A 26,865-nucleotide genomic window follows, 5' to 3' on the forward strand; every position below is an offset into this window, starting at 1 on the left:
CGATGCCGATCCCGCCCAGCACTTGCGCGAGCAGCAGGGTGCGTCGGATGCGCTTCTGCGCCGCGATCAGCTCCGGGGCGTCCTGCCAGGTGGTGCCGGGCGTGCTCACCCCTGGTCCCCGTGATCCGCCTGCCACTGCGCGGCCTCGATCACCGTGGCCTCGATCGAATGCCGGGGGACGAAGCCCAGCAGGTTGCGGGCCTTGGCCATCGAGTGGTGCGGTGAGCGGGACACGTGATCATGCGTGAGGACGGCGTTCTCGGGGCCGACGGCCTGTTCCCACTCCTGCCAGGGCAGGAACTCCAGGCGGGCCTGGTGCCCGAAGTGCTCGGCCAGCAGTTCGGCGTAGCCGCGCAGGGTGAGGGAGGAGGTGGCCACCGCGTTGAACGCCTCGCCCCTGGCGACCTCCGGCTGCTCGAGAGCATGGTGGTGCAGGGCGGCCACGTCGGCCGCATGGACGTGCTGCAGCAGGCCCATGCCGTCGTCCGGGAGCAGGCAGGTGCCGTCGGCCCGCAGATGCCGCAGTACGTCGGCATCGAGGTTCCCGGCGGGGTTGATGGCCGGCCAACCGGGGCCGGAGATGTGGCCGGGGTGGATCACGGTGGCCGGCACCCGATCCTGCTCGCGCAGCCAGTAGTCCTCCAGGGCGGCCTTCGCGATCCCGTACTCGCCGAAGGGTCGTTTCGGGGTGGCCTCCGTGGTGGGCACGGTGGTGCTGCGGCCGTAGGCCCAGACGCTGCCGGTGTGCACCAGGTGCTGTCCGTCCAGGTGAGAGGCGAGGTGGCGGGCCTGGTCGAGGGTGAAGCAGGTCAGGTCCACCACCGCGTCTGGCTGGGTGTCGGCCACCAGGGTGCCGAAGCTGCCGTTGGCCCCGTTGGCCCCGTCGGCCCCGTCGGCCTCGGTCGTTTCGCGGTCGCAGGTCACGCGCTCCACCTGCTCCCAGGCCTCAACGTGGCCGGGATGGTCCAGGGCATAGGGGGAGCGGAGGCCTCGGGAGATCACGGTGACCCGATGGCCGCTGCGGACCAGGGAGGGCACCAGGAAGGAGCCGATGTGCCCGGTTCCGCCGATCACGGTGATGCGCATGGAAGGAGCGTAGTTGGTCGCGTTCCGACCAAGGAGCGCAAGGGTGCACCGAAAGTGGGCTGGTGCTGGGCGAACAACCGTCACACCTGGCTGGGGTTCGGCTCGGCGGCCTCGCGCTCTGCGGGGGTCGGTGCGGCCGGTGGCTCAGGTCACCTACCCTGGTCGCCATGGTGACGACTCTGCCCTACGGTTCCTGGCCCTCCCCGATCAGCGCTGAGCTGCTGGCCACCGGCGGTACGCGCCTCGGCTCGCCCCGGTTGGTGGGCAATGAGGTGTGGTGGACCGAGGGCATCGCCACCGAGGAGGGGCGCATGGCCATCGTGCGCACCCCCGGTCCGGTGGCGCTCCCGGGCGTAGGCGGGGACGGCGAGGGAGGCGCGGCGGGTGAGGGTGTCGCAGAATCCCCTGTCGCAGAATCCCCTGTCGCAGAAGCCCCCGTCGCAGAAGCCCCCGCACCCGTCACCGTGCTGCCCGCGCCGTACAGCGCCCGCTCCCGGGTCCACGAGTACGGCGGGGCCGCGTGGCTGGCGCTCACCGCGGCCGACCTTGTGGCCGACGGCTCCGACAACCCCCACGACCCCGAGCACCGCCCTGTGGTGGTGTTCGTGAACTTCGCCGATCAGCGCGTGTACTCCTTCATCGAGGGGGAGGAGCCACGCCCACTCACCCCCGTCGTCCCCGAGGTGCCCAGCGCCCACGGCCCGTCCCTGCGCTGGGCCGACCCCACCCCGGTGACGCTCGCCGACGGCACCGTGGAGGTGTGGTGGGTGTGCGAGGACCACACCGGTGGCGCGGACGGCCCCCGCACGGGGGAGGACGGCGCCCCGCACATCGAGCGCTACATCGCCGCGGTGCCCCTGGACGGCTCCGGCGCCGAGGACCCTTCGGCCATCCGCCGCGTCACGTCCGCCTCCCGGTTCGTAGCCTTCCCGCGACTCGGCCCCGACGGCATCCACGTGGCGTGGATCAGCTGGGAGCATCCGCAGATGCCGTGGGACGGCACCGAGCTGCACGTCGCGCCGCTGATCAGCGGCAGCGCCGGCACCGGTGAGGTGATCGCCGGGGACACCGGCACCTCGGTGCTGCAGCCCGAATGGCTCGACGACGGGCACCTCATGTTCATCTCGGACCGCTCCGGCTGGTGGAACCCGTGGGTGTGGTCGGCCGACGACGGCACCCGTCAGGTGCTGGAGGTGGAGCAGGAGTTCGCCGAGCCGATGTGGAGCATCGGAGCGACGTCGTACCAGGTGATCGACGCCGACCATGCCCTGGTCCAGTACGGCCGGGCCGCCACCGGCCTCGCTGTCCTCACCGTCTCCACCGGCGAGCTGGCCGGCCTCGACTGCCCGCTCACCGAGTACGTGGGGATGGAGCTGCGCGACGACGGCCTGCTGGCGGTCTCCGGCTCCTCGCCCACCCAGTTCGCCGCCATCTACACCGCACGCCTCGACACCGCTCGGCTGTCCCCGCTGACCCTGCTGCGCTCCTCCCGCACCGACGCCCCCGCCGAATCGGTGCTGCCCCGCGGCGAGACCATCGAGGTGCCCCTGCCGGACGGCGGCGTGGTCCACGCCATCGTGTACCGCCCCCGCCAGGAGTGCTTCACCGGCCCCGAGGACGAGCTGCCCCCGTTCATCGCCCGCGTCCACGGCGGCCCCACCGGCCACGTGCCCCCGGTGCTGAGCCTGCCGGTGGCCTACTACACCTCCCGTGGCCTCGGCGTGGTGGAGGTCAACTACGGCGGCTCCACCGGCTACGGCCGCGCCTACCGAGACCGGCTCAAGGGCCAGTGGGGCGTGGTGGACGTGGCCGACACCGTCGCCGTGATGGACCACCTGGTGGCCCAGGGCATCGCCGACGGCAAGCGCCTGGCGATCGAGGGCGGCAGCGCCGGCGGCTGGACCACGCTGGCGTGCCTGACCCGCACCAGCACCTTCGCCGCCGGGGTGTCCAGCTTCGGCGTGGCCGAGCTGGAGCGGTTCCGCCTGGACACCCACGACTTCGAGTCCCGCTACATCGACCAGCTGGTGGGCCCCTACCCGGAGCGCCGCGACCTGTACGTGGAGCGGGCGCCGCTCAGCCACGTGGACGAGCTCGAGGTGCCGGTGCTGCTGCTGCAGGGCGACGAGGACCGCATCGTCCCGCCCAGCCAGTCCGAGATGGTGCGCGATGCGCTCGCCGCCAAGGGTATCCCCCACGCGTACATCCTGTTCGAGGGGGAGCAGCACGGCTTCCGCAAGGCCTCCAGCATCATCCGCGCCACCGAGGCGGCGCTGTCGTTCTACGGCCAGGTGCTGGGCTTCAGCCCCCTGGACGTGCCGGTGCTCGAGCTGAGGACCACCGCATGAACCAGTACTCGCCGCCCCCGCAGCCCGGCCCGGGCCAGGAGGCTCAACCGAGCTACAGCCCGCCGCCCGCTCCGGGTACCGGCCCACAGCAGCAGTACGCGGGCCAGTGGTACGGGCACACTCCGCCACCGGTCGAGAAGTCGGCACCGGTCACGGCACTGTCCCGCCTGGGGATCATCCTGGTGGTGCTCCTGCTGGTGGGTGGGCTCCTGGAGGCGGCGGGATGGCTGCTGCCGCGTCTGGTGGAGAGCAGCCTGGGACAGTGGATCGCGCTGGGACTGTCGCTGGTCTACGTGGTGATCCTGCTGGCAGCCCTCGGAGTGGCACTGGCCTGCATGATCGTGGCTATCGTCGCCTTCGTGCGGCTGCCGTCGGGTAGGGCCCGCACTGGCGCCCTGCTGCTGGTCATCTCGGGGGCCGTCGCCTCCGGTGCCGTCACCAGCGGTGCTTCAGGGGATGGGCTGCCCCAGGCCGTGGCTATCGGCATGGCGGTGCTGCGAGGGTTGGGCGCTCTGGTCTCCGTCGGGCTCGCGATCGCTGGTCTGATGCGGTTGCGCGTCAATCCCTCTGCCCGGAGGCCGTAGGGGGACCATGTACATAGACCCGCCATGCACGGAGGGCCGCTATCGCCGTCGGAGCGGTAGGGCCCGGGGTGTCACGGAACTCGGGAACCCTGAGGTCGGGTGAGACCTGTCGCGACGGCATTCCACAATTGCAGGCGCGCTCCTCAACAATTGCGATCATGCAGTCATTGCTGCTGGTCACATGACTTCTGTGACCACGAAACGAGCGCTCTGATTTGCGACGCCGGCGTGCATGATTTGCGCGGAAGCGCCGATCCACCCCGGCCGCCGGTAGGCAACGGACCCCGCATCACGTAACGTGACGCGAGCCACAGACAAGAGGAGACGACGATGTCCGATCACACCCCCCATCCCTTGACCCGCCGTGCCGCACTGGCCGGGACCGCGATCACGCTCGGCGTGGGAGCCACCATCCCCGCCGCGCTCGCCGACCCCTCGGAGAAGGGCAGCGGCCGCGACAAGCCCACCCCGCGCAACGCCCGCGCGAAGGGAGCCGCCGGCCGCGACGGGCGGGGCTCGAACGGCGGTGACCTGCCCGATCCATGGGACCGCTCCGGCTCCCGCGACCGCACAGTGCGTGAGGGCAACCCCCGCTCTGTGGGACTGGACCCAGACGTGCTGGACCAGCTGCCCGGCATCATCCGCGCCGGCCTCGACAACGACCCGCCGCGCTTCTCCGGGGCCTCCCTGCTGGTGGCCTCCCAGGGCCGCATCGCCTACGAGTACGCCGACGGCTACGCGCTGCGCTGGAAGAACGCCACCGAGCAGCTGCCCGAGGACCAGTGGGTCCCCGCCCGCCAGGACACCATCTACGACCTCGCCTCCATCTCCAAGCTGTTCACCGCCACCGCGGTGATGCAGCTCGTGGAGCGCGGGCAGCTCTCGCTCGAGGACACCGTCGCCTCCCACCTGCCGCGCTTCGGCGTCAACGGCAAGGAGCAGGTGACGATCCAGCACCTGCTCACCCACGTGGGAGGGCTGCCGGCGTTCATCAACCTGTGGCAGGCCTACCCGGATGTGCCCTCCCGCATCGACGCGGCTCTGACGGTGAAGCCCACCGCCGCACCGGGCACGAAGTACGTGTACAGCGACCTGGGCCTGATCGCGCTGGGCCAGGTGGTCGAGGTGATCTCCGGGCAGGGCCTGGACGTGTTCGTGCGGGAGAACATCACCGCACCGCTGGGCATGGATGAGACCATGTACAACCCGCCCGCGGAGCTGCTGGACCGCATCGCCGCCACCGAGTACATGGCCGCCACCGGTGAGCTGGTGCGCGGCCATGTGCACGACGAGAACGCGTACTCGCTTGGCGGGGTGGCCGGTCACGCCGGAGTGTTCTCCACTACCCGTGACCTGGCCGTCTTCGCGCAGATGTTCCTCAACGGCGGCGCCTACGGCGGGGCCCGGGTGCTCCAGGCGAGCACCGTGCGCGACATGTTCACCGACCGCATCGCCGAGGTAACCGGACCGGGCGGTGCACGCCGCGGGCTCGGCCCGGAGCTGGAGGCCTGGTACTACCACGCGGGCCTCACCAGCCCCTACAGCGGTGCCCACACCGGCTTCACCGGCACCTCCCTGGTGATCGACCCGCTCACCGACACCGTGGTGATCATGCTGGCCAACTCGGTGCACCCCACCCGTGCCTGGTCCACCACCTCGGTGACCCGTCGCGAGGTCTCCACCTGCGTTGCCCACGCACTCGGCATCGTCCCGAAGAAGGTGCGCGACGGCTGGCACGCCGGAAGTCAGGACGCCACCACCGCCACCCTGGAGGTCGCCGTGGATCTCGACGGCAGCGCCACCGAGCTCACCGCCGAGCTGTTCTACCACCTCGAGGAGGCCTATGACCTGCTCACCCTGGAGGCCTCGGCCGATGACGGCACCACCTGGACGCCCCTGGCCGGCACCCTCACCTCGAAGGATTCAGGCACCATCGACGCCCCCACCGGCTCCCTGACAGGATGGGGCCGGCGAGCCCGGTGGGACGCCACGTTCCCGCTGGTGGCAGGTGGATCACCGCTCACCGGCGAGGTGCAGCTGCGCCTTACCGCCACCACCGACGGTCTCACCCGGGGTCTCGGTGTCTGGGTGGGCCGCATCCAGGTGCGGGCCGCCGGTGGCGGCAAGAAGCTGCTGGACACCCAGCGTGGCCGCGACCGGGATGCTTTCGTGGCCGACGGCTGGGTGAAGGAGTGAGCGGGCTGCTCTCGCCCTGGATCGCGGTCCTGGCCGCCCTGGTCGTCCTGGGCGTGGCCCTCGCGTTCCGCCGGCGGCCCGAACCGCGGTCCGAAGACAGGACGCCGACCGACGGAGACTGACAGCCGCCGTCGGCCCCTGCCCGCACGGCGCGGTGTCGGCGTGCGGGTCGACGTGGCGCCGGGTGGGCCGGTCAGGCTTCAGCAGGTCTTGGTGGAACCACCGCGGGGGTACTTGCAGGACTCCAGCAGCTTGCCCGCGGCATTGAAGGTACGTGCGGTGTCGCCGGTGTTGTTCCAGATGTAGCTGGCCTTGCCCCAGTACAGGGTGGTGGCAGAGTTGGTGCCCTTGCCGGAGCGGATGGTGACCGTCTTCCCGGCAGCCAGTTTGTAGTTCTTCGGGAAGGTGAACACCTGCGGCCCGTCGTCGCGCACCTTGTATCCCGTGAGGTTCAGGGTGTTCTTTCCGACGTTCTTTACCTGGATGTACTCCTGGTTGTAGCCGGCGTTGTTGGCCTTGTCGGCGCCGGGCGGGTCGAAGTGGATCTTGACGATGTCCAGGGGCTTGACTACGGCAGCCTCCGCCGCGGGCATGCCCGCGAGGGGGACGGCCAGCAGGGCCAGGGCCGCCAGAGCAGGGGTGATACGGGTACGCAGGGATACGCGCATAGGAATCTCCGGATGGTGCGGGGGACGACGGATCGCGACCGGGCGCTCGGCGCTGCCACCACCATCGGTGGCTCGCTTCGTCGTCCGAGGCCGCACGGTGGGGACCGGCAGGGGCCTGGTCGAGCCCGGGGATCTCAGCATAAGACCGGTCGGCCCGCGCGTGCAGGACCTATGACCGGGCTCATCCGACCGAATGCACGGTCCCGGGGTGGCGCGAGCGTACGCGACCAGCGATGATCGACAGGTACGCCGCAGGGTGCGGCGGGTCGCCAGAGCTGCGAGGCAGCGATCGTGACCGCCGCGCCCGCGGTCCCATCGACAGGACGGAGGCGACATGGGCATCTTCGGCTTCATGCGTCGTGACGAAGGCACCAAGACCACCCGCTCGGCCATGAAAGAGGTTCGCAGGGGCAAGGCCGCCAAGGGCCGCGGCAAGAAGAAGGCGGAGGTCGAGCAGGAGTCCGGTGGTGCGCTGCAGCGCATGGTGGAGTCGTTCCGCGATATCGGCCTGGACGGGAAGATGAGCTTCTCCTCCGCGCAGACGGTCGCGGACAAGGCCCTCAAGGGGAACCGCAATAACCCCGAGAAGGCTGTCCGCAAGATCATCCGCTCCCACCGCCGCGGCGTCACCGTGGGCGGCTTCGTCACCGGCCTGGGCGGTGTCGTCACCCTGGCCGCCCTGCTGCCGGCGAACGTGTTCGAGTTCTACGTGCAGGCCACCCGCATGGTGGGCGCGATCGCCGCGGTGCGCGGCTACGACCTGGACGACGAGGAGATCCGCACCCGCGTGCTCGCCGCCCTGGTGGGCGAGGAGTCCGACGACATCCTGGCCAGCGTGGGCCTGGGCCCCGTGGCCGGCGTCGCCACCCGTCAGATCACCAAGCGCCTGCCGGCCTCGCCCTCCACCGCGGTGGCCCGTGCCATCGGCGGCCGCGTGCTGCGCCGCTTCGGGCTGCGCTCGGTGAAGCTGTTCGGCAAGGCCATCCCCGGTCTGGGCGGCCTGATCGGTGCCTGGGGCGACCGTCGTGCTCTGAAGAAGATCGCTGACGCCGCGCTGAAGGACTTCCCGCAGATCTGAGTCGCGGGGGCTGGGCGGCCACCCGCATGGACCCCCGTCACCCACCCCCATCACACCGAGCCGTGGTTTGTGAGGCTTATCCGCGCGGATAAGCCCCACAAACCACGGCTCGGTGTGTCCCGGCGGCGGACAGGGTGTGGAAGTGCGTCCCGGGGGCGGGCAGGGTGCGGGCGAGGACTTACAAGGGCCCCGCGCCACTACATAGGGTCCTGCGCCACTACATGGAGTCCTGCCACGCCTGGTACAGCGCCGCGAAGCGCCCACCGGCAGCGACCAGCTCCTGTGGGGAGCCGTCCTCGACCACCTCGCCGCCGTGCACCACCAGCACCCGGTCCGCGATCATCACGGTGGTCAGGCGGTGAGCGATGATCAGCGAGGTGCGGTGACCCAGCAGTGAGGTCAGGCCCTCCTGCACCATCCGCTCGGAGGGGATGTCCAGTGAGCTGGTGGCCTCGTCCAGGATCAGCACCTTCGGGTCCGCCAGGAACGCGCGGGCGAAGGAGATCAGCTGCCGCTGACCTGCGGAGACCCGCCCGCCGCGCTTGTTCACGTCGGTGTCGTAGCCGTAGGGCAGCTTCTCGATGAACTCGTCGGCCCCGATCGCCTCGGCGGCGGCGCGGATCTCCTCGCGGCTCGCGCCGGGCTTGCCGAGCGCGATGTTGTCGGCCACCGTGCCGGAGAACAGGTACGCCTCCTGGGTGACCATCACGATGTTGGCGGTGAGGTCGTGCATGGACACGTCCCGCAGGTCCACCCCGTCGAGCTTCACGGCGCCCTCGGAGGGGTCGTAGAAGCGGGAGATCAGCTTGGCCACGGTGGACTTCCCGGCGCCCGTCTGTCCCACCAGGGCGACGGTCTGGCCCGCGGGGATGTGCAGGTCCAGGGGCTTGAGCACCAGGGGACCGTCCTCGGAGTACCGGAAGGAGACGCCCTCGAAGTCGATGCGGCCTGTGGAGGCCGGCAGCGGCGTGGGCTGCGCGGACTCCTTCACATGGGGCTGCTCGGCCAGCAGGTTCGCGATCTTCTCCAGGGCCGCGACGGCGGACTGGAAGGCGTTGTAGAAGTTGGCGATCTCGTCGACCGGCTGGAAGAAGCGCCGCGAGTACAGCACCAGTGCCACCAGCACACCTACCTGCAGGTCACCGGAGAGCACCCGGAAACCGCCCACCACCAGCACCGCGGCGATGGTGACGTTGGCGAGGATCCGCAGCGCCGGCTGGTAGATGCCGAACACGCGGATGGAGCGCAGGGAGGCGTCGCGGTAGTCCTGGGCGAGCTGATCGAACTCGGCCTGGTTGCGCTCCTGCTTGCGGAAGGCCTTCACGGCGCGGATCCCGGCCATGGCCTCCACGAAGTGCACGATCAGCCGTGCGGAGTGGGTGCGGATCGCCCGGTACTCGCGGCTGGAGCGGCGCTGGAACCACACGGTCAGCCACACGCCGGGCACCAGCATCAGCAGCATCACTACGCCGGTCACCCAGTCCATGCCCACGATCAGCACGATGGTGAACACCATGGACAGCGTGGAGCCCACCATGATGCTCACCCCGGAGTCCAGCAGCTCCCGCAGGGCCTCCATGTCGGAGGTCTGCCGGGAGACGATGCGGCCGGAGGTGTAGTGCTCGTGGAACTCGAGGTCCTGCTTCTGGGTGAAGCGGAACACGCGTCGGCGCAGGCTGAGCAGCATCTTCTGCCCCACCACCACCGACTGGCGCACGTACCCGAAGGTGAGCACGCCGCCGATGATCGCGGCGGCCATGTGCAGGGCGGTGGCCTGGAGGACCTTGGTGCCGTCGCCCTCCATCAGGGCGGGCAGGCCCTCGTCGATGCCCCAGGCGATGATCGCGGGCCCGGCCACCACGGCCGCCTGCGCGATTACCACCATCACCGCCATCAGCACGAACTGGGCCTTGACGGGGCGCAGCAGCTCCATCAGCAGGGTGAAGGAGCGCTGCCGGGAGAGCTTCGCCTGCTCGGCGGTCATCTCCTGCTGGCCGTCGCCGCTGTTCTCCTGGTCGCGCTTGTCGTCGCCGGGGAGGGCGGTGGTGGGGGTGCTCATCGCTTCGGCTCCGTCCACAGCCCGCGCAGGTCCAGCTCGCCGGTGATCGTCTCGATGTCGCGGTCGCGCCGGGCCTCCTCCTCCTGGTTGGCGATCACCCAGCGGTAGCGCGGGGAGCTCTCCATCAGCTCGGCATGGGTGCCGACGGCCACCACCTTCCCGTCGTCCAGCAGCGCCACCCTGTCGGCGAGGGCAACGGTGGAGGTGCGGTGGGCGACGATCAGGGTGGTGGTCCCCTTCAGCACCTCCCGCAGGCGGCCGGTGACGGTCTCCTCGGTGCGGGTGTCCAGGGCCGAGAGCGGGTCGTCCAGCAGCAGCACGGCAGGCCGGGCGGCGATCGCGCGGGCCAGGGCCAAGCGCTGCCGCTGCCCGCCGGACAGGCTCATCCCCTCCTCGCCGATGCGGGTGTCCACACCCTCGGGAAGGTCATGGGCGAAGCCCGCGTCGGCCGTGTCCAGGGCCAGCTGCAGCAGCGCCTCGGACTCCTCGTCGCTGAGGGAGGCGTCGGCGCCCAGCAGCACGTTCTCCCGCACCGAGTCGGAGAACAGTGTGGCGTCCTCGAAGGCCACGGCGGTGAGGGTGCGCAGTTCGGTCAGGTCCATGTCGCGTACGTCCACACCGTCGATGCTGATGGAGCCGGCCGTCACGTCGTACAGGCGCGGCACCAGCTGCAGCAGCGTGGACTTGCCGGAGCCGGTCACGCCGACCAGGGCCATGGTCTCGCCGGGACGCACCTCGAGATCAACGCCGTCCAGCACGTCCTGGACGTGGTCAGGGGCGTCCGCGTACCGGAAGTGCACGCCCTCCATGCGCACCTCGCCGCGGGCATCCGCGGGGTCGACGCGGCGGGGCTGCTCGGGCGAGACGATGGTGTTCTCCTCGTCCATCACCTCGTAGTGGCGGTCCAGGGCGGTGGTGGCGTTGACGGCCTGGCCGAACAGCATGCCCAGCGTCCGCACGGGGCCCACCACCAGGGTGGCGGTGGCGAAGTAGGAGGCCAGCTGGCCCACGTTCATGTCGCCGCGGGCGGTGAGGTGCAGACCGAGGAACAGGGCCACGCCGAGGGCCAGCTCCGGCAGCATGAACATGAACATGTCGAAGCGGGCGATCGCGGTGGCCTTGCGCACCTCGGTGCGGCGCAGCTCCTCGGCCTGCTCGGTGAAGCCCTCCAGGGCCGAGGGGCCGCGGCCGAAGGCCTTCAGCACGCGGATGCCCTGCACGGACTGCTCGATGGTGGTGGCCAGGTCGCCGTTCTGGTCCTGCGAGAGGCGGGAGAGCACCGAGTACTCGCGGTGGAAGCGGTAGGCGATGACGCTGACCGGGATCGCCGCCACGATGAACACCAGCGCCAGCAGCACCGAGGAGCGCATCAGCAGGAGAATGCCCACGATGATGGTGACGGCGCTGGTCACGGCCATGATCATGCCGAAGGCGATCCAGCGGCGGATGGTGTTGATGTCGCCCATCATGCGCGAGAGCAGCTGGCCGGAGCCCCAGTTGTCGTGGAAGGACACCGGCATGTGCTGGACCTTCGCGTAGAACCGCACCCGGATCTGCTTCTCGACCGCGGTGGAGGGGGCCACAGCGAACACGCGCCGCAGGTAGATCAGGGCGGCCTCGAGGATGCCCAGGGCCATCACCATCGCACCGCCGGTCCACACGGTGGCGGCCACGGCGGAGGTCTCCAGGCGGTTGACCACGAACTCGAGCACCTGCGGGATCAGCAGGGCCACGATGGAGGCAGTGAGGGCACTGAGCAGGCCCAGGTAGAGGCGGAAGCGGATGGGGCGGACCGTCTGCCAGAGGCGGCTCATGGTCGCGAACATGGGGAAGGGATCCTCGGGGGAAAGTAGTGGGGGATGGTCCCGGGGCGGGCGAGGCCGATCGGGGGACCGGCCGTCGGGACGAGAACCCAGCCTAGTCAAAGATCGGATCGATTCACAGGGCTGCCCCGCCTCCCTGTGCCTCGGTGCGCACTCCGATGACCAACGCCGGGACGGATCGGTGGTCGAATGCCCGGATTCGTCGTCGGTGCCCCGCAGGCGTCCCGCGGATCGTCAGGGCCGTGACGGAGCAGGCGGGGGGAGGGATCAGTCCTCGGCCGGCTCCCATTCGCTGTAGGCCGCGTCGGACAGCAGCGCCGACGCCCCGGCGGACACCCCGGCCACAGTGAGCACCGCAGGCCAGGCCCCGATCTTCTTGGCCAGCGGGTGGGACAGGCCGAAGCCGAGCAGGTAGGTGGCACCCAGTACCGCGGTGGTGGCGGGGCCGCGGCGGGCCAGCCACGTGCGGCCGGCCCAGATCCCGGCCGCGGCCAGCACCACGCCGCCCAGCGGGCGGATGCCCGTCTCTCGGGCGGTGACGTACCCGCCGATCAGGCCCACGGCGACCACGGGCGCAGTGTTCACCTTCTCGGCGGGCTTGAGGGCCACGGCGTTCGGGCCGGTGTGGGGCAGGGACGGGGTGCGGGAGGTGCTGCGCGAGTTGTTCATGATCCGAGCGTATGCCGCCAAGCCGTGAGGATCACGGATACTGGCAGCGACCGTCACCGCCCGGGAGGAACCACCGATGATCCGCATGCGCATGGACCTGTTCGCCGAGTCGCTCCAGATGGGCACCTCGGCGGTGGTGCTGATGCCGCAGGCCGCCGCCGGGATCGGCATGACCGGCACCGATGCGCCCGGAGCCGGGGGCACGTCAGGGGCCGACGGGCGCGACGGCGACGGTGGCGCCTCGAACGGGGTGCCGGTGCTGTACCTGCTGCACGGCCTCAGCGACGACTGCACCATCTGGGAGCGCCGCACCTCGATCGAGCGCTACGCCACCGAGAAGGGCATCGCCGTGGTGATGCCCGAGGTGCGCCGCTCCTTCTACACCGACGAGGCCGTGGGCGAGAAGTACTGGACCTGGGTGGCCGACGAGCTGCCGCAGCTCATCGCGCGCACCTTTCGTGTCTCCACCGCCAGGGAGGACACCTTCGTGGCGGGCCTGTCGATGGGCGGCTTCGGGGCGTTCAAGCTGGCACTGAACCGGCCGGGGCAGTTCGCTGCTGCCGCGAGTCTGTCCGGGGTAATGGACCTGGCGGGCCTGGACCTGTCCGAGCACGCGGGGAGCATGGCCCGGCGCATCTGGGATGGCCGCGACATCGCCGGCACCGAGGACGACCTGCTGGGGCTGCTGCGTGCTGCCCACCCCGGGCAGATCCCGCCGCTGTTCCTGGACTGCGGGACCGAGGACTCCCTGGTGGACGGCAACCGGGCGTTCATCGCGCTCGCCGAGGAGCGCGGCCACGATCTCACCAGCCGCCTGCGGCCCGGTGCCCACACCTGGGAGTTCTGGGACGAGGGCATCCGCGACGTGCTGGACTGGCTGCCCATCCGCGGCCTGAGCTGAGGCCGATCAATTCCGGTGCGGTAGCCCGCTGCCGTCCGTACTGTGAGCCCATGACCGCGAACGACGCTCAGGCAACTCCGCTCACCCCCGACCTCACGCAGCTGCTACACACCCTCAACGAGGTGGTGGAGCTGGCGCAGCAGGCGGATCGTCGACCGCAGACCGAGCGGATGTCGGTCGTCGTCCCCGCACACCTCGGCGAGACGTGGACCGCGGCACCGGAGGAAACGTTCCGCTTCGCCGCCGTGCGGGCCGACGAGGTGTGGGCCGCGGTCTCGGCAGTCCTGGACCTCGAGGGTGATGACGCCGCCGTATGGGGACTGGGCGACGAGAACGGGGGCGGTCTGAGCTCCCTGCGCAGCCTGGTCCATGCCGATTTCACGTACCCGAGCTTCCCGCTGACGGGCCCCACCTACACCACCCTGACCTTTCCGGACGGGCCCATCGTGCGCACGCCCATCGTCGCCGTCGCCCGCGCCATGCGGGACGGTGCCCCGCAGGCGATCCTGTTCTCGGCGGCCCAGGACCAGGAGCGCGGGATGCTCACGGTGCTGGGCGACGGGGCCGACGCCACACTCGCCGCGGTCCACGAGGCCATGGCCGCGAGCTCGCTGCTCACCGGCCAGGTGGTGGAGCTGCATCTCGACTTCGATGACATCCATGGCACGCACTCCGCACTGACGCTGCTGCCGCGCCCCGAGGTGACGACCGACCAGATCGTGCTGCCCGAGGGACTCCTGGAGCGGGTCACCGACCACGTGCACGGCATCCACGACGCGGCCTCCACCCTGCGCGAGGCCGGCCAGCATCTGCGCCGCGGCGTGCTGCTGTACGGCCCGCCCGGCACCGGTAAGACCCTCCTGATCAGGCATCTCATGTCCCGCCCGGATGTGACGGCGGTGGTGCTGCGCACCCTGGACAACGGGCAGATGCGGGCCGCGATGGAACTGGCCCGCGCCGCGCAGCCGGCACTGCTGGTGGTGGAGGACACCGACCTGCTGCTGGGCGAGGGCCCGCACGGCTTCGAGATGCATGCCCTGCTGGAGGAGCTGGACGGCCTGGGCGGCGACGCGGACATCGCGGTGGTGCTGACCACCAACGACCCCGCCGCCCTGCTGCCGTCCCTGAACCATCGGCCCGGCCGCATCGACCTGCAGGTCGAGGTGCCGCTGCCGGACGTCGAGGCCCGCGAGAAGCTGTTCGCCCTCTACGGCGCCCCGCTGGACCTGCCGTCGGTGGACCTGCTGGCCGCCGCGGAAGCCACCGACGGTGCCAGCGGTGCATGGATCCGCGAGGTGGTGCGCCGCGAGGTGCTCGCTGCGGCCCGGGACCACCGGGCCCCGTCCGGTGCCGGCCTGCTGGAGTGCATCGCCGGGATGCGCCGCGATGACGAGGCCGTGCTGTCCTCGGTGCGCGATGCCGCCGACGACCTCGACGACGTCGAGGAGGACGGTTTCGACGAGGGCGGTTTCGACGAGGGCGGGGACTACCGGTAGAGCGTTCCCGGCACTCAGCCGCCCAGCAGGGCCAACGCCAGCAGCAGTGCGTAGAACACTCCTTCGCCGATCAGCCCGGCCACCTTGGGCCGGCCGAGCAGGCGGGCCTGCATCTTCGTCGGCTCCGCGGGAGGGTTGGTGCTCGACGCCCGCCAGGTCGCCACCGCGATGCCGCTGAGCAGGGCGAGGGCCAGCAGCCACACCGCCCACCACAGCGAGGAGTCCACCAGGCCCACCAGGCCCATGATCCCGATCAGCGTCCCGCAGGAGATGCCCTCGGAGAGGACCCGTCGCGGATGGTGGTGGTAGCGCCACAGCCGGTACGTCGCTGCCAGGATCATGATCCCGAAGATGATCGGGAGCACCAGCGGAGCGAATTCGCGGATCAGGTTCACAGTGCCACCTCCCCGGTGAGGACCTGCAGGGCGATCGCATCGAGAGATCGCGCGGTGTCGCTCAGCATGACGATCCCCCGACCGGTCCCCTCGTGCCAGCCGACGAAGGCCGCGTAGCCGCCGGTCATGCCGTTGTGCCAGATCGTGGGATCTCGTTCGTCGATGGGGTCGTGCATCCAGTTCACGGCCACGCTGCGGCCGCCGTCGGGCCCTTCATGCAGCAGATGCCGGGAGAAGTCACCTCCCGGTCCGCTTCCGTCCATCACCGCCAGCACGTAGAGCGCCATGTCGGCCCCCGTGGACCAGATGCCGCCGGCCGGCGCCGCACCGTTCATGGTCCACGGCGCGGCCCTCAGGCCCGCCCGGGTGTGCCCGCGCTGAGCACCCTGGTGAAGGTTCTCCGACAGGATCGGGGCGTAGGTGCTGGTCAGCCCCAGGGGTTCGGTCACGCGTTCGGCCAGCAGCTGCTCGTAGGGGACACCGGTGGCCTTCGCCACCAGCAGGCCTTCGAGTGCCACCCCGTGGTTGGAGTAGGACATCTCCCCGCGGTCCGACGGCGAGACCGCCAGGGCGTCGGCGATGACCTGTTCGGCGTCCCGGGTGGCGTAGGGGTCGCCGCGCAGGAAGCTGGACAGGAACGCCCTGCCCAGCCATGGCGTGGCGACCGAAGGGATGCCGGCGGTGTGGGAGGCGAGTTCGGCGAGGGTGACGTCGGCGATGCCGCTGCCGGCAGCCGCCGAGCCGAGCACGTCGGCCACCGTGGTCTCGTAGGTGAGCTCGCCGCGGTCCACCGCGTCGGCCAGGAGGGCCCCGGTGAAGGTCTTGGAGACCGAGCCGATCTCGAAGCGTCGCTGCGGGTCGGCGCCGAAGCCGGCGAAGCGGGGCTCGGCGTCGGGGTCCAGCAGGACGACCGAGACGGTGCGATGGCCGCGCAGGTGCTCGGCGAGGGCGGAGGTGATCTCCTGGTCGCCCTGGGGTTCGCCGAGACCGGCGGGGCGCGGCGCGGTCGCGGCGGTCATGCCCAGCACCGCCGCCGCTGCGGGGACGCCGGCGGCCAGGACCGTGCGCCGTGGGAACGTGGCGGGGTCTGCGGGGCGGTCGTGGCGCTCAGGGGGCATGGTCAGCCATTCTCTAGTGCGGTGATGATCGTGAGCAGGGGGACCACCCGGCTGACGGGCACGGTCCAGGTGCCACGGCGGGGGCTGGTGACCCAGCCGCCGTTCTGCAGGGCGGAGAGGTGGTGGTAGGCGACGCCGGTGGAAGCCAGTTCCAGCTCGTCCACCAGCTGGGCGACGGTGTGCTCGGCGTCCAGGAGCTTGCGCATGATCGCCAGGCGCAGGGGGTGCCCGAGCGCGGCGACCGACTCGGCGTGCTCGGCCCAGTCGCTGGCCAGCAGGTGCTCCGTGGGGCGCCCCCACTGGTACTCCACGTGGCCCTGGCCCACGTCCACACTGCCCGTGTAGACGACGCCGCCGGGGGCGGGCAGGCGTTCCTTGAGGGCGCGCAGTGCCCAGAATGGGTCATCGCCCGCGGGGGTCTCGTGGGCCGGGGCGGTGGAAGCTTGTGAGGGTGCGGCGTCGGGGGCTTGCGAGGGTGCGGCGTCGGGGGCGTTCGAGGCCGGGGTGCCGGTCGACGATGCGGAGGGGGCCTTGAGGTCGGGAGTGCGGGGGGCGGAGCTGGGTGCGTCACTCGCTGCATCAGAACGATGCACCAGCTCCGTCAGCTCTTCGACCAGCTGCTCGAGCGTGGCCACGCGGTCCTTGAGGGGTGCGCCATCGTCAGGCTGCGTGGGGGGCGCGGAGTCACGCTCGTCCATGCTGGCCTCCTTGTCACGATTATTTGGAACTACGGAAAATTGTAACAGGGGGTCGTGGGCATGGTGATCGGAGGCGACGTGGCGTCGCGGGGAAGGGCGGGAAGGGTGGGAGGCGGCCAGTGCACCGAGCCGCGGATTTTGGGGCCTATCCGGCCCGGGTAAGCCCCGAAATCCACGGCTCGCTGGGGACTGGTCAGGTTGGGGGAGCGGGGCAGGCTGGGGGGACTGGTCTGTCTGGCGAAGGAGGCGGGGGAGAGCTCAGCGGGTCGGCCGGGAGTAGGCGTCCACCATCGGACGCAGCACCGTCTCCAGGTGCTTGATGACCTGCGGGGCGCTCTGCCCGGCATCCAGCATCCGGGTGCCGCTGTGCACCATCGCGTTGATCAGCTCGGCCACGTCGGCCGGCTCGGGCACGTCCAGCTCGATCAACGTCGCGACCAGCGGTTCCTGCACGGCGCGGTGCATCTGCTCGGCCTGCTCGCCCACGTCCTCCCCGGGCGCTACCGCTGCCAGTGCGGTGCCGATCGCATGGGAGCCCTCGGCCACCAGCTCGATGTTGACCGCGGCGTAGGCGAGGATCCGCTCGCCCGGGGTGGGGGCGGTCCGCATCGCGGAGGCGATGCGCTCGGTCCAGCGGGGGAACACGTCCTTGACCAGGGCCTGCAGCAGCTCCTTGTGGGAGGAGAAGTACTGGTACACGCTGGGCCGCGCGAGCCCAGCCCGTGCTGCCACCTGCGCCATCGTCGGCGCCTCGCCGGTCTCCTCCAGGATCGCATGGGCCGCATCCAGCAGCGCGCGTTCCTGGGCGGCGCGATGCTCCGCCACGGAGGGGGCAGAGATGCGCGGCATGGCAGGCCTTTCGGGGAGAGTCCGCGGTCCGGCGGCCCGTGCGGACTCAGGTGAGTTCGCTGCGGGCCGCCGACGGCGGGGAGAGCAGTGCTGGTCAGCCCCAGGATACGGGGCCCAGGCGAGGACGGGGACAGAGTTCCCGTCGCGGCGGAGGGGTCACGCAGACCCGGTTCCCGTCGCGCCGTGGGGCTCACATAGGCCCGGAGGGGGTCAGGCAGGGTTGCCCAGGCGCCCGTCGACCATCTCCAGCACTCGGTCGCAGTGATCGAGCACGTCGTGGTCGTGGGTGACCATCACGGTGGCCACCCCTTGCTCGCGGGACTGGGCGGCCAGCAGCTGGACCACCTCGCGGCTGCGAGCGCGGTCCAGGGCGGCGGTGGGCTCGTCCACCAGCAGCAGCGCAGGCCGCGTCACCAGGGCGCGGGCGATGCCGACGCGCTGGCGCTCGCCACCGGAGAGGGCGCCGGGACAGTTGTGGGCGCGGTGCTCCATGCCCACCGATGCCAGCAGCGGTTCCGGGTCGAAGCCGCGCCCGTCGGCCCCGCGCCCGCTGGTCCTGCTCCCGTCGCTCGAGCTGCCGGCCTTACCGGCCAGGCGGTGCACCAGGCGCAGCTGGTCGGCCGCGGTGAGGGCGGGGATCAGGTTCCCGCTCTGGAACACGAAGCCGATGTTATGACGGCGGAACCGCGCCAGGCGTCCCTGGCCGCCGAAGCCCTTGCGCAGAGCGGCCACGTCCTGGCCGTTGATCAGCACCTCACCACTGGTGGGGGCCGAGAGGGTGCCGGCCACAGCCAGCAGGGAGGACTTGCCGGCGCCGGAGGGGCCGACGATCGCCAGGAACTCCCCGGGTTGCACATCGAGGTCCACGTCGTCCAGGGCGGTGACCTGCGAGTCCCCGTCACCGAGGGTGAGGTTCACGTTCCGCAGCGACAGGGCGGGGGTGGGCCCGCCGGCCGGTGCCTCGTGGGTCAGGCTCTCGGTCGCGCCGGCCGCGGCGAAGGGGTGGGTCGTGGTGGTGGTGTGGGTCATCGGTTGCCTCCCAGGGCGGTGACGGGTTCGATGCGCAGCACGCGCAGCACGGAGATGGTGGCGCCGGCCAGGCCGCAGGCGATCGTGACCGCGGTGGCCACGGCGATGGGTGCGGGCTCCAGGGAGAACGGCATGCCCTCGGGCATCGCGTTGCCCAGCAGGATCCCGGCGCCCACGCCCACGCCGGTGAAGATCACCAGCAGCAGGGCGGCCTGGGCCAGGGAGTCGCGCAGCAGGTAGCCGCCGGAGGCGCCGATGGCGCGTAGCACGGCGAGCTCCTGGGTGCGCTGGATGGTCCACACGGTGAAGAACGCACCGATCACCAGGGCGCAGATCGCGTAGAGGAACCACTGGATCATGCTGAGGGTGAGGGTCTCGGCCTGGTAGCCGGGGGAGGCGTTGAATGACTCCTCCAGCGGCATCGCGGTGGTGGTCGCCGCGGCGTCCCCGGCGGCGAGGTCGATCTCGTCGTCGGCGGCCTGCAGGGCCACCACGCTGGCGGTGTCGGAGTCCAGTGCGTCCAGCTGCTCTGCGGTGGGAGCGCCGGGCTGGGCCTGGCCGGAGATCAGCAGGCGCCAGGTGTCCAGCGGCAGGTACATAATGTCCACGTGCCCGAAGGTGGCCTGCCCGTCGGTGAAGCCCACCACCGTCAGCTCGGTGTCCATGCGGTCCACGGTCAGCACGGTGCCGATCTCGATGCCCTCGCTGCGAGCGGTCTCGGAGAGCACCACCTCGTGCGGAGCGCCCAGGCCGTGCCCGACCGACAGCTCCGGCTCCAGGGCGCTGCCCGGTTCGATGCCGAACAGGGAGAGGTCGGCCTGGGTGCCGTCGGTGGTGGTCACGTTGATCATGCCGGCGCCGACGGGCTCGGCGAGCTCCACGTCGGGGCGGTCCTTCCAGGCGGTGATCTGTTCGGAATCCACCACCGAGCGGGAGAAGGCGTTGTCGGTCTTGGTGCCCTGGTCGAAGGCGAAGGCGGTGACCGGCAGCTTCTTCAGGCCGGAGACGCCGTCGTTGACGAGCCCGGCGGACAGGCCGGACAGCATCACCATCAGGATCGCGATGAGGGCGATGACCGCCCCCATCAGGCCGAAGCGGCCGCGGGCGAAGCGCAGCTCGCGTAGTGCAAGGAACATGGGGCGGGGTCCTCGGTGGGTCGTGGTGCGGGGGGTTGTGGTGCGACGGGCGGCCGACGCTGTGATGCCAACGCGGCGTCGGCATCATGTCAACGGTATGTCGGTTAAAACGTCGGGGTCCATCTGAGGGGTCCGACAGAGGTGCGGTTCACATGGGAGGTCGGGTTCCGGGAGCGCGCTGGAGTGCGGGGCGGGGCGTCGATGGGAGGCGCGCCGGACGGTTCTGATAACCGAGCCGTTGATTTTGGGAGGAATGAGGCCGGATACCCCTCAAAGTCAACGGCTCGGTGAGCGGGAGAGTGAGGGGGCGGGTGAGGAGGGCGGGGAGGGGGGAGACGGGGGTAGCCAGCGCAAGGACACCGGCGAGGGCAGAACTGATGGACCTGTCCCGGGTCAGACCACACGGGGCGGTAACGTCGGCCCTGACGTCACATCCACCCGCCCCACGAGGAGACCCCATGCCCACGTATGCCGTCACCTACCGATATGTCGACGACGCCGCGAAGCTGGATCAGTACCGCGCAGAGCACCGCGCCTTCCTGCGCGAGCAGTACGAGGCCGGACGCCTGCTGCTGTCCGGGCCGCTCACCGACGGGGACGCGGCAGCACTGCTGATCGTGCGGGGGGACGACATGCAGGACGCGCAGTCCGTGCTGGCCGACGACCCGTTCCGCCGGGAGGGCCTGATCGCCGAGGCCACCACCCGTGGCTGGAACGTGGTGATCGGGGAGTTCGCCGCCCTGGGCTGACCTGCCACGGTGCGGTGTCGCGTATCAGGAGTGCGCCGGGGCCGCCCCGGCGTCGCGGCTCAGATGTGCGCGGCGCAGACGGAGCGCTCGTTCGCCACCGACACCAGCGCATCCCGCAGTGCGCCCACTGCCGGGATCGACAGGGCGCCCTTGCGGTTGATCAGGCCGATGGTGCGGTCCTCGAGGTCCGGCAGGGCGCGGGCGATCACGCCGTCGGAGCGGTAGGCCTCCAGTGCCGTCTCCGGCAGCAGGGCCACCCCGCCGCCGTGCACGATCAGGCGCTGCACCACGATGGCGTCATCGGTGGAGTGCCGCACGCGCGGTTCGTACCCGGCCCGTCGGGCGTTGACCAGTAGGTTCGCGCGGCAGCGCTCGCAGCCGGCGATCCACTGCTCCTCGGCGAGGTCGGCCAGGCGCAGGTCCGGATTATCTGCACGGGGGTGATCCTCCGGCAGCACGGCCAGCACCCGGTCCTCCATCAGCCCTGTCCACTCCAGGGTGCCCTCGGCATCCACATCGGTGCCCGGGTAGCGGAACACCAGTGCCAGGTCCACCTCGCCCTCGCGCACGGCCACCACCGCATCCGGCGGCTCCAGCTCCGAGAAGGTGACGTCCAGCTCGGGGCTGGTGCGGTGCAGCCGGGCCAGCGCCGGCGGCAGCAGCACCGCCGCGGCCGAGGGGAACGTCGCGAAGCGCACCGTGCCGCGGCGCAGGGCAGTGATGTCGGCCAGCTCCTCCTCGGCGGCGTGGAGCTGGGCGGCGATCGCCTCGGCGTGCAGGGCAAGGCGCCTGCCGGCCTCGGTGGGCGTCACCCCGGCCGAGGAGCGTAGCAGCAGCTGGGTGCCCACTTCCTTCTCCAGCGCGGCCAGGTGCTGGGAGACCGCAGGCTGCGTCCACCCCAGTTCGCGCGCACCGGCACCGATGGAACCGTTGCGCACCACGGTGCGGAAGATCAGCAGTCGACGGGGATCCATGGGCTCATCGTACGGACACGTGGCTGCCCGGCTCCTGCGCATCGCCCCGGGCGCCCTGCGGTGAGGCGGCGGTGGGCGGTGCGGCAGCGCTCGGCGGCGATACGGCGGTCGGCGGTGGGGCGGCGGCCCGGTGGGCTTCACGACGCCACCACCAGGCGGCGACGGTGGCTCCTGCCAGCCCGGCGGTCACGTCGCCCACAGTGTCCAGAGGCGCGATGTACACGCGCGGATCCACGGCATGGTGGCCCCACCACTCCAGCATCTCCCACACCCACGCGAGCCCTGCGCCGAACAGGACGATCAGCCATGGGCGAGGCGCACGGCGGCCCCGCACCCCCACGTCGAACATCCACGCCACCAGCACCGACACCACCGCAGTCAGCGCGAAGTGCACCGGCAGGTCCCACCAGCTCCACCGCTCGTACAGGAACAGGTAGGAGCTGATCGCGGCGACCAGTGCGGTCACCGAGGTGGCCACCTCCCACACCCAGGGCAGACGCCAGCGCCAGGCCAGCACCTGGCCCAGGGCCACCAGCATCGCTACAGCTGCTTCGACCCACATGCCGGCTGCAGCGAGCCCGATGGCGAGGACCAGGCCGGACCACCGCACCACCAGTCGCAGCGAGAGAGGCACGTGCCCCGCTCTCGCGCCGACGGGATAGTCGGAGCTGCTGGGACGGGCGGAGCTGCCGGAACGGTCGGAGCTGCTGATGGACGTGCTCATCGAGAGTCCTGTCCGAGGGCGCGACCGTGGCGGAGCCGGTGCTCCCAGCGCTCCCAGGGCTTCTCGTCCGCCCAGGCGCGTGCGAGCGTGGTGAAGGCGCGACGGAAGCGCACGTCGGCCAGGCTTCCCCATCGCATCGCGCGGGGGGACATGTCCACCGCCACGGTGCGGACGAAGCGCACGGTCTCGTGCGGCCGCACCTGGAAGGACAGGTCCATGTCGTCGTGCACCTCGGCGCTGGCGGAGACGCCCCCGCGCACCCCCTGCCACCAGGTGCGGCGCATCGACATGGTGGTGCCGAACAGCGGCACATGCCCCAGCGCGGCGCCGGTGGCGACGATGTATCCGCCCAGGTAGAGCGCGGAGGTGACGATGTCCAGGGGGAACGGGAGCCGGAACCGGGCGGGCCCGGTGACCGCTACGACCTCACGATCGCGGGTAGGTGCCTGATAGGCGGCTCGGTGGGCGGCCACCCAGGTCGGCCCGGGGCGGGAGTCGGCGTCGCAGCGCAGGATCAGATCGCCACGGGCTGCGTCGTACCCGATGGATGCCGCAGCCGCGATCCCGGGCCGCGGTTCGCTCAGCACCCGGCAACCGGCCTGGGCCGCGATGCGGGCGCTGTCATCGACGGAGCCGTTGTCCACCACGATGATCTCCAGCGGCGGCACCGTCTGCCGGGCCAGGGCGTCGAGCAGCCCGCGCAGCTCGGCCGCGTCGTCCTTCACCGGGACCACGACGGAGCAGGTCGGGTGCGCGGCGACGGGACTGGGCATGCCCGGAAGTAGACCACGGGCAGATCAGAGCCACGTGGGATGTGATGGGGGGCACCTTGGGTCCGGTCCTCGTTCGTCGGTGCCGTGCGCGACGATGTTCCCAGGTGGAGCCCGGGTGACGGTGCACGGGCCACGAAGGAATGAGGGCAGGATAGATGGGTGCGTCCACGGGCGGGCTGACCGGCTGGAAGAAGGTCTCCGCGATGGGCTTGGTGAGTGTGCTCGCCATCGCGGTCGGTGTGAATGTGCTCGCCGACGACGACAACCGCGGGGAAGTGGTCCGTGTGGTCGACGGCGACACCCTGATCGCCGAGGTCGCTGGGCAGGAGCTCACGATCCGGCTGCTGAACATCGACACCCCGGAGACCAAGCATCCCGACCATCCGGTGCAGTGCCTGGGCCCGGAGGCCACGGCCTTCCTCACCGAGAGGCTGCCTGCGGGCACCGAGATCGAGCTGGAGTACGACGAGGAGCGCGAGGACCGCTACGGGCGCACCCTGGCCGGTGTCGTCGAATCGGACTCCCTGGTCAACGCGGAGATCGCTGCTGCGGGGCTCGGCGTCCCGGTGCTGTTCGAACCCAACGACAGGTTCCTTCGTGAGGTCACCGAGGCATCCGAGGACGCGCGCGAGAACGCCCGGGGCCTGTTTTCGCCGACGATCGACTGCACCATCCCGGCCCAGGTGGCATCGCTGACCTCCGCGCTGGACGGGATCCCCACGGGGGTCGACGGCGATCCGGCGACCCCGCTGGTGGCGGCAGAAGAACTCGTGGCGGATGTGGACGCCCTGGCTCTCGGTCTGGAGGCGGAGGGGCTGCCCGGTCTCGGCCATGCCGTCATGCTCGGCTCTGGGATGGACCGGTTCCTCTCCGAGACGCGCCGTGAGGTGCGCGACCTGGGACGGGGTGCTGAGTCCACGCGGGACACCCTTCGTGGTGAGAAGAAGGCGTACGACGAGGAGCAGGAGCGGCTCCGCGAGGAACGTGAGCAGCGCGAACGCGAAGAGCGGGAGCAGCGCGAACGTGAGGAGCGGGAGCAGCGCGAACGTGAGGAACGCGAGGAGCGCGAACGGGAAGAACGGGAGCGCCAGGGGCAGGAGCGTCCCAAGGCGAAGGCCCCCGCCCCGAAGTCGTCCGGCTCGACCTCCCAGAGCTCCGGGAAGAAGTCATCGAGCGCGAGGTCGGGTGCGAAGAGCGGCTCGTCAGGCTCCTCGTCCGGCTCCAGCGGGAAGAAGTCCGGTGGGTCCGGCAATAGTTCCGGAGGTGGGTCCGACTCCGGGAAGGGTGGGAAGAAGTCCGGTGGGTCTGGCAGCGGTTCCGGGGGCAAGAAGTCCGGGTCCGGCTGCACGCCCTACGGCCCGGAGATCCCGTACTCCGACGACGGTGGGTACACCGGCAAGCGGTACGGAATGCCCGGTGGCAAGACGTTCCGGAAGTGCTCGTGACCAGCAGTTCCGTGTGAGGGGTCCGCTGCCCGCGGAGCGCGCTGCCTGGGGTTCCCCCTCGCCTTCGGCAGGTGCCTCCTAGCCCTCCGCGTTGCGCACCACGGCATCGGCCAGCACCACGTCACCCAGGCCGCTGCCCAGGTTCTGCGCCACCACCAGACCCGAGGGCCTGCCCTCCCGCAGCAGGTCACCGGTGGCGCCGGTGGCGCGCGGGTAGTCCTCACCGTGCTTGAGGGGGCGCAGCATCTCGTACTGCTCGGGGTCATCGGCCACCACCGTGCCGGTGCGGGCAAGGGCCGCCCCGGCGGTGGAGGCGTAGTCCAGGGGCAGCAGGGTGGCGTCGGCGGCCACCTCGCCGGGCTGGATGTCACTGCCGGTCAGCCCGATCGGCAGGCCGCTGATCACCACACCCGCCCCGGCGAGGGCGTCGGCCCGGTCGGTGGTGGTGCGGATCTCCAGGCCGGGGGTGTGCTCACGGCCCCAGGCCACCAGGTCCTCGAGTGCCCCGGCCCGGCGCCCCCACACGGAGAGCGGGCCGCGTCCCAGTGCCTCGATGACGCGGGCGTGCGAGCGCGCCTGCACCCCGGTTCCCAGGAAGGCGATCGGGCGGTTGTCCAGCGCCAGGGAGGCGCCGGTGACGGCGGCGGTGCGCAGGGCGGTCAGCTCGGCGGCGTCCATGATGGCGCGGGTGGAGCCGTCGGCCCCGGACAGCACCATCAGGCCGTCGATCATCTCCTTGCCGTGCTCACGGTTCGAGGGGGTGATCGTCACCCACTTGATGCCCAGCAGGCCGCGCTCCGGCCAGGCGGCCGGCATGGCGTTGGCGAAACCGCCCTCCTCGTGCACCACCTGCGACTTCGGGGTCACGGAGGCGGAGCCGTCGGCCAGCGCCAGCAGGGTGTCGCGCAGCAGCTCCACGGCATCGGCGGGGGAGGGCAGGAGTTCACGGACCTGGTCGTCGCGAAGATGGATCATGCCTCGACGGTAACGCGGCAGGCGGAGCGAGGGCGGGGTCATCCAGGGTGCTCGTGCTCCGCTCCACAGAGCTCACGTCCGCCTACGCTGGGACGATGATCCGGATCCCCGAGGAGTTCGCCGCGCGCATCGCGGGCCGTGCGCCCGACACAGCACTCGGCAGCACAGGCCTCGGCAGCGCGGGGACCGGCAGCGCGGGGATCGACGGCGACGCCTGGCTGGCCGGGCTCCCGCAGCTCGCCGCCCGCTTCGGCGAGCAGTGGGACCTCACGGTCGACGGGGACCCCTGGTACGGAGAGAACGCCCTGGTCATCCCGGTGATGCGGGAGGGTGCGGAACCTGTCGTCCTGAAACTCACCTGGCCGCACGTGGAGGCCCGCCACGAGCACCTGGCCCTGCGCGCCTGGGACGGCCGCGGAGCGGTGCGGCTGCTGGCGGCATCCCCCGCAGATCAGGCGCTGCTGCTGGAACGCCTGGACGGTTCCCGGGATCTCACCACCGTGCCGATCCTGGAGGCCTGCGAGGAGATCGGTCGGCTGTTCACCGTGCTGGACCGTGCGCCGCTGCCGCAGGTCGACACCGTCGAGCAGAAGGCCGAGCGCTGGCGAGAGGAGCTCGCCGACGCGGGGCCCCTGGTGCCGCGCCGCCTCACCGAGCAGGCCCGCAGCACGCTGGTCAACCTGCTCGTCGATGCACCGCCGGCACGGCTGGTGCACGAGGACCTGCACGACCTGAACGTGCTGGCCCCGCTCGGCAGCGGCCCCGGCCCCGGCATCGGCCCGCGGCACAGCGGAGCAGGCAGCAGCGGTGAGGGCAGTGCCCCGCGCGGCACCTGGCTGGCGATCGACCCGAAGCCCGTAGCGGGGGAGTGGGCCTATGCCGTGGCGCCGATCGTGTGGAATCGCGAGGATGCCGCCGACCGCGCCCACTCCCTGCGCACCCACGTGCGCCTGCGCGCCGAGGTGGTGGCCGACGCCGCCGGGCTGGACCTGGACCGGGTGCAGGCCTGGACCCTGGTGCGCCTCACGGTCAACGCCGTGTGGGCCGCGCAGTACCCGCAGGCCGAGCACTTCCGGGGCCGCATGATCGCTC

The 26,865-nt window shown here is 71.1% G+C and carries 25 protein-coding genes; 10 read left to right on the plus strand and 15 right to left on the minus strand.

All coding sequences use genetic code 11. The features are described 5' to 3' along the window. Positions 1-105: 105 nt before the first annotated feature. Complete coding sequence (locus JOD52_RS16725; RefSeq protein ID WP_204411331.1) at positions 106-1,086, minus strand: NAD-dependent epimerase/dehydratase family protein; 981 nt, start codon at positions 1,084-1,086, stop codon at positions 106-108. Between JOD52_RS16725 and JOD52_RS17375 the strand changes: the two genes are divergently transcribed. The 4 genes from JOD52_RS17375 to JOD52_RS16740 all read left to right on the plus strand — a co-directional run bounded on the left by JOD52_RS17375 (position 1,012) and on the right by JOD52_RS16740 (position 6,214). Further along, the gene (locus tag JOD52_RS17375) at positions 1,012-1,260 is read left to right on the plus strand and encodes a DUF5701 family protein (protein ID WP_239551952.1); all 249 of its coding nucleotides are present in this window, start codon (positions 1,012-1,014) and stop codon (positions 1,258-1,260) included. The two genes, JOD52_RS16725 and JOD52_RS17375, sit on opposite strands and share 75 nt — an antisense overlap. After that, on the plus strand, positions 1,254-3,434 hold the full coding sequence (locus tag JOD52_RS16730; protein WP_204411333.1) for a dipeptidyl-peptidase 5: 2,181 nt from the start codon (positions 1,254-1,256) through the stop codon (positions 3,432-3,434). Before JOD52_RS17375 ends, JOD52_RS16730 begins: the two co-directional genes overlap by 7 nt. Further along, positions 3,431-4,018: a hypothetical protein gene (locus tag JOD52_RS16735; RefSeq protein WP_204411335.1), complete on the plus strand. Its 588-nt coding sequence runs from the start codon at positions 3,431-3,433 to the stop codon at positions 4,016-4,018. The genes JOD52_RS16730 and JOD52_RS16735 overlap by 4 nt, the downstream gene beginning before the upstream one ends. A 330-nt stretch (positions 4,019-4,348) precedes the next feature. Next, positions 4,349-6,214, plus strand: a complete 1,866-nt coding sequence (locus JOD52_RS16740) for a serine hydrolase domain-containing protein (RefSeq protein WP_204411336.1) — start codon at positions 4,349-4,351, stop codon at positions 6,212-6,214. A gap of 200 nt (positions 6,215-6,414) precedes the next feature. On the opposite strand, the gene JOD52_RS16745 is transcribed toward JOD52_RS16740, so the two are convergent. Continuing rightward, on the minus strand, positions 6,415-6,882 hold the full coding sequence (locus JOD52_RS16745; protein ID WP_204411338.1) for a lamin tail domain-containing protein: 468 nt from the start codon (positions 6,880-6,882) through the stop codon (positions 6,415-6,417). Positions 6,883-7,216: 334 nt separating this feature from the next. On the opposite strand from JOD52_RS16745, the gene JOD52_RS16750 reads away from it, so the two are divergent. Beyond that, positions 7,217-7,960 carry an EcsC family protein gene (locus JOD52_RS16750; protein ID WP_204411340.1) on the plus strand — a complete coding sequence of 248 codons (744 nt, stop codon included), beginning with the start codon at positions 7,217-7,219 and terminating at the stop codon, positions 7,958-7,960. 217 nt (positions 7,961-8,177) lie between these two features. Here JOD52_RS16750 and JOD52_RS16755 read toward each other — a convergent pair whose 3' ends face one another. The 3 genes from JOD52_RS16755 to JOD52_RS16765 all read right to left on the minus strand — a co-directional run bounded on the left by JOD52_RS16755 (position 8,178) and on the right by JOD52_RS16765 (position 12,511). Further along, a complete protein-coding gene (locus tag JOD52_RS16755) occupies positions 8,178-10,019 on the minus strand; it encodes an ABC transporter ATP-binding protein (protein ID WP_376983425.1) in 1,842 nt (613 codons plus the stop codon). Continuing rightward, a complete protein-coding gene (locus JOD52_RS16760; RefSeq protein WP_204411343.1) occupies positions 10,016-11,845 on the minus strand; it encodes an ABC transporter ATP-binding protein in 1,830 nt (609 codons plus the stop codon). The genes JOD52_RS16755 and JOD52_RS16760 overlap by 4 nt, the downstream gene beginning before the upstream one ends. Positions 11,846-12,109: 264 nt before the next feature. Next, positions 12,110-12,511 (minus strand): hypothetical protein, encoded by a 402-nt coding sequence (locus tag JOD52_RS16765; RefSeq protein WP_239551953.1) that lies wholly within the window; start codon positions 12,509-12,511, stop codon positions 12,110-12,112. Between the two features lie 76 nt (positions 12,512-12,587). Here JOD52_RS16765 and JOD52_RS16770 point away from each other — a divergent pair, with 76 nt between their 5' ends. Further along, the gene (locus JOD52_RS16770; RefSeq protein ID WP_204411344.1) at positions 12,588-13,412 is read left to right on the plus strand and encodes an alpha/beta hydrolase; all 825 of its coding nucleotides are present in this window, start codon (positions 12,588-12,590) and stop codon (positions 13,410-13,412) included. Between the two features lie 50 nt (positions 13,413-13,462). Then, on the plus strand, positions 13,463-14,908 hold the full coding sequence (locus JOD52_RS16775; protein WP_204411346.1) for an AAA family ATPase: 1,446 nt from the start codon (positions 13,463-13,465) through the stop codon (positions 14,906-14,908). 14 nt (positions 14,909-14,922) lie between these two features. Here the strand turns inward: JOD52_RS16775 and JOD52_RS16780 are convergent, their stop codons facing one another. The 6 genes from JOD52_RS16780 to JOD52_RS16805 form a co-directional block, all read right to left on the minus strand. Then, the gene (locus tag JOD52_RS16780; protein WP_017823380.1) at positions 14,923-15,303 is read right to left on the minus strand and encodes a hypothetical protein; all 381 of its coding nucleotides are present in this window, start codon (positions 15,301-15,303) and stop codon (positions 14,923-14,925) included. Beyond that, on the minus strand, positions 15,300-16,421 hold the full coding sequence (locus JOD52_RS16785; RefSeq protein WP_204411348.1) for a serine hydrolase domain-containing protein: 1,122 nt from the start codon (positions 16,419-16,421) through the stop codon (positions 15,300-15,302). The genes JOD52_RS16780 and JOD52_RS16785 overlap by 4 nt, the downstream gene beginning before the upstream one ends. Before the next feature lie 2 nt (positions 16,422-16,423). Continuing rightward, entirely contained in the window at positions 16,424-17,119 is a 696-nt protein-coding gene (locus JOD52_RS16790; protein WP_204411350.1) for an ArsR family transcriptional regulator, read from the minus strand. A gap of 258 nt (positions 17,120-17,377) precedes the next feature. Then, entirely contained in the window at positions 17,378-17,968 is a 591-nt protein-coding gene (locus JOD52_RS16795; protein ID WP_204411352.1) for a TetR/AcrR family transcriptional regulator, read from the minus strand. A gap of 210 nt (positions 17,969-18,178) precedes the next feature. Continuing rightward, a complete protein-coding gene (locus JOD52_RS16800) occupies positions 18,179-18,997 on the minus strand; it encodes an ABC transporter ATP-binding protein (protein ID WP_239551954.1) in 819 nt (272 codons plus the stop codon). After that, a complete protein-coding gene (locus tag JOD52_RS16805) occupies positions 18,994-20,133 on the minus strand; it encodes an ABC transporter permease (protein WP_204411354.1) in 1,140 nt (379 codons plus the stop codon). Before JOD52_RS16805 ends, JOD52_RS16800 begins: the two co-directional genes overlap by 4 nt. A gap of 458 nt (positions 20,134-20,591) precedes the next feature. Here JOD52_RS16805 and JOD52_RS16810 point away from each other — a divergent pair, with 458 nt between their 5' ends. Beyond that, positions 20,592-20,882 carry a YciI family protein gene (locus JOD52_RS16810; protein ID WP_017823374.1) on the plus strand — a complete coding sequence of 97 codons (291 nt, stop codon included), beginning with the start codon at positions 20,592-20,594 and terminating at the stop codon, positions 20,880-20,882. A 59-nt stretch (positions 20,883-20,941) separates the two neighbouring features. Here the strand turns inward: JOD52_RS16810 and JOD52_RS16815 are convergent, their stop codons facing one another. From JOD52_RS16815 to JOD52_RS16825, 3 genes are read right to left on the minus strand one after another with little or no spacing between them, the layout of a single operon-like run. Beyond that, on the minus strand, positions 20,942-21,856 hold the full coding sequence (locus JOD52_RS16815) for a LysR family transcriptional regulator (protein ID WP_204411357.1): 915 nt from the start codon (positions 21,854-21,856) through the stop codon (positions 20,942-20,944). A gap of 4 nt (positions 21,857-21,860) precedes the next feature. Next, positions 21,861-22,580, minus strand: a complete 720-nt coding sequence (locus JOD52_RS16820) for a hypothetical protein (RefSeq protein WP_204411358.1) — start codon at positions 22,578-22,580, stop codon at positions 21,861-21,863. Next, positions 22,577-23,353 carry a glycosyltransferase family A protein gene (locus JOD52_RS16825; RefSeq protein ID WP_204411360.1) on the minus strand — a complete coding sequence of 259 codons (777 nt, stop codon included), beginning with the start codon at positions 23,351-23,353 and terminating at the stop codon, positions 22,577-22,579. Before JOD52_RS16825 ends, JOD52_RS16820 begins: the two co-directional genes overlap by 4 nt. 155 nt (positions 23,354-23,508) lie before the next feature. Here JOD52_RS16825 and JOD52_RS16830 point away from each other — a divergent pair, with 155 nt between their 5' ends. Then, positions 23,509-24,798 carry a thermonuclease family protein gene (locus JOD52_RS16830; protein ID WP_204411362.1) on the plus strand — a complete coding sequence of 430 codons (1,290 nt, stop codon included), beginning with the start codon at positions 23,509-23,511 and terminating at the stop codon, positions 24,796-24,798. A 78-nt stretch (positions 24,799-24,876) separates the two neighbouring features. Here the strand turns inward: JOD52_RS16830 and JOD52_RS16835 are convergent, their stop codons facing one another. Beyond that, positions 24,877-25,773, minus strand: a complete 897-nt coding sequence (locus tag JOD52_RS16835; protein ID WP_204411363.1) for an ornithine cyclodeaminase — start codon at positions 25,771-25,773, stop codon at positions 24,877-24,879. A 95-nt stretch (positions 25,774-25,868) separates the two neighbouring features. Here JOD52_RS16835 and JOD52_RS16840 point away from each other — a divergent pair. Continuing rightward, the coding region (locus JOD52_RS16840) for an aminoglycoside phosphotransferase family protein (protein WP_239551955.1) at positions 25,869-26,865 on the plus strand (997 nt) is incomplete at its 3' end.

This window comes from Brachybacterium muris (assembly GCF_016907455.1).
Lineage (GTDB): Bacteria > Actinomycetota > Actinomycetes > Actinomycetales > Dermabacteraceae > Brachybacterium > Brachybacterium muris.

Excerpts from the sequence above, each read along its gene's own strand:
- JOD52_RS16810 (WP_017823374.1), top strand. The coding sequence starts at position 20,592 with ATGCCCACGTATGCCGTCACCTACCGATATGTCGACGACGCCGCGAAG.
- JOD52_RS16730 (WP_204411333.1), top strand. The coding sequence starts at position 1,254 with ATGGTGACGACTCTGCCCTACGGTTCCTGGCCCTCCCCGATCAGCGCT.
- JOD52_RS16740 (WP_204411336.1), top strand. The coding sequence starts at position 4,349 with ATGTCCGATCACACCCCCCATCCCTTGACCCGCCGTGCCGCACTGGCC.
- JOD52_RS16775 (WP_204411346.1), top strand. The coding sequence starts at position 13,463 with ATGACCGCGAACGACGCTCAGGCAACTCCGCTCACCCCCGACCTCACG.
- JOD52_RS16735 (WP_204411335.1), top strand. The coding sequence starts at position 3,431 with ATGAACCAGTACTCGCCGCCCCCGCAGCCCGGCCCGGGCCAGGAGGCT.
- JOD52_RS16800 (WP_239551954.1), bottom strand. The coding sequence starts at position 18,997 with ATGACCCACACCACCACCACGACCCACCCCTTCGCCGCGGCCGGCGCG.
- JOD52_RS16820 (WP_204411358.1), bottom strand. The coding sequence starts at position 22,580 with ATGAGCACGTCCATCAGCAGCTCCGACCGTTCCGGCAGCTCCGCCCGT.
- JOD52_RS16825 (WP_204411360.1), bottom strand. The coding sequence starts at position 23,353 with ATGCCCAGTCCCGTCGCCGCGCACCCGACCTGCTCCGTCGTGGTCCCG.
- JOD52_RS17375 (WP_239551952.1), top strand. The coding sequence starts at position 1,012 with ATGGCCGCTGCGGACCAGGGAGGGCACCAGGAAGGAGCCGATGTGCCC.
- JOD52_RS16835 (WP_204411363.1), bottom strand. The coding sequence starts at position 25,773 with ATGATCCATCTTCGCGACGACCAGGTCCGTGAACTCCTGCCCTCCCCC.
- JOD52_RS16725 (WP_204411331.1), bottom strand. The coding sequence starts at position 1,086 with ATGCGCATCACCGTGATCGGCGGAACCGGGCACATCGGCTCCTTCCTG.
- JOD52_RS16790 (WP_204411350.1), bottom strand. The coding sequence starts at position 17,119 with ATGGACGAGCGTGACTCCGCGCCCCCCACGCAGCCTGACGATGGCGCA.
- JOD52_RS16755 (WP_376983425.1), bottom strand. The coding sequence starts at position 10,019 with ATGAGCACCCCCACCACCGCCCTCCCCGGCGACGACAAGCGCGACCAG.
- JOD52_RS16750 (WP_204411340.1), top strand. The coding sequence starts at position 7,217 with ATGGGCATCTTCGGCTTCATGCGTCGTGACGAAGGCACCAAGACCACC.
- JOD52_RS16815 (WP_204411357.1), bottom strand. The coding sequence starts at position 21,856 with ATGGATCCCCGTCGACTGCTGATCTTCCGCACCGTGGTGCGCAACGGT.
- JOD52_RS16785 (WP_204411348.1), bottom strand. The coding sequence starts at position 16,421 with ATGCCCCCTGAGCGCCACGACCGCCCCGCAGACCCCGCCACGTTCCCA.
- JOD52_RS16760 (WP_204411343.1), bottom strand. The coding sequence starts at position 11,845 with ATGTTCGCGACCATGAGCCGCCTCTGGCAGACGGTCCGCCCCATCCGC.
- JOD52_RS16805 (WP_204411354.1), bottom strand. The coding sequence starts at position 20,133 with ATGTTCCTTGCACTACGCGAGCTGCGCTTCGCCCGCGGCCGCTTCGGC.
- JOD52_RS16745 (WP_204411338.1), bottom strand. The coding sequence starts at position 6,882 with ATGCGCGTATCCCTGCGTACCCGTATCACCCCTGCTCTGGCGGCCCTG.
- JOD52_RS16830 (WP_204411362.1), top strand. The coding sequence starts at position 23,509 with ATGGGTGCGTCCACGGGCGGGCTGACCGGCTGGAAGAAGGTCTCCGCG.
- JOD52_RS16770 (WP_204411344.1), top strand. The coding sequence starts at position 12,588 with ATGATCCGCATGCGCATGGACCTGTTCGCCGAGTCGCTCCAGATGGGC.
- JOD52_RS16795 (WP_204411352.1), bottom strand. The coding sequence starts at position 17,968 with ATGCCGCGCATCTCTGCCCCCTCCGTGGCGGAGCATCGCGCCGCCCAG.
- JOD52_RS16765 (WP_239551953.1), bottom strand. The coding sequence starts at position 12,511 with ATGAACAACTCGCGCAGCACCTCCCGCACCCCGTCCCTGCCCCACACC.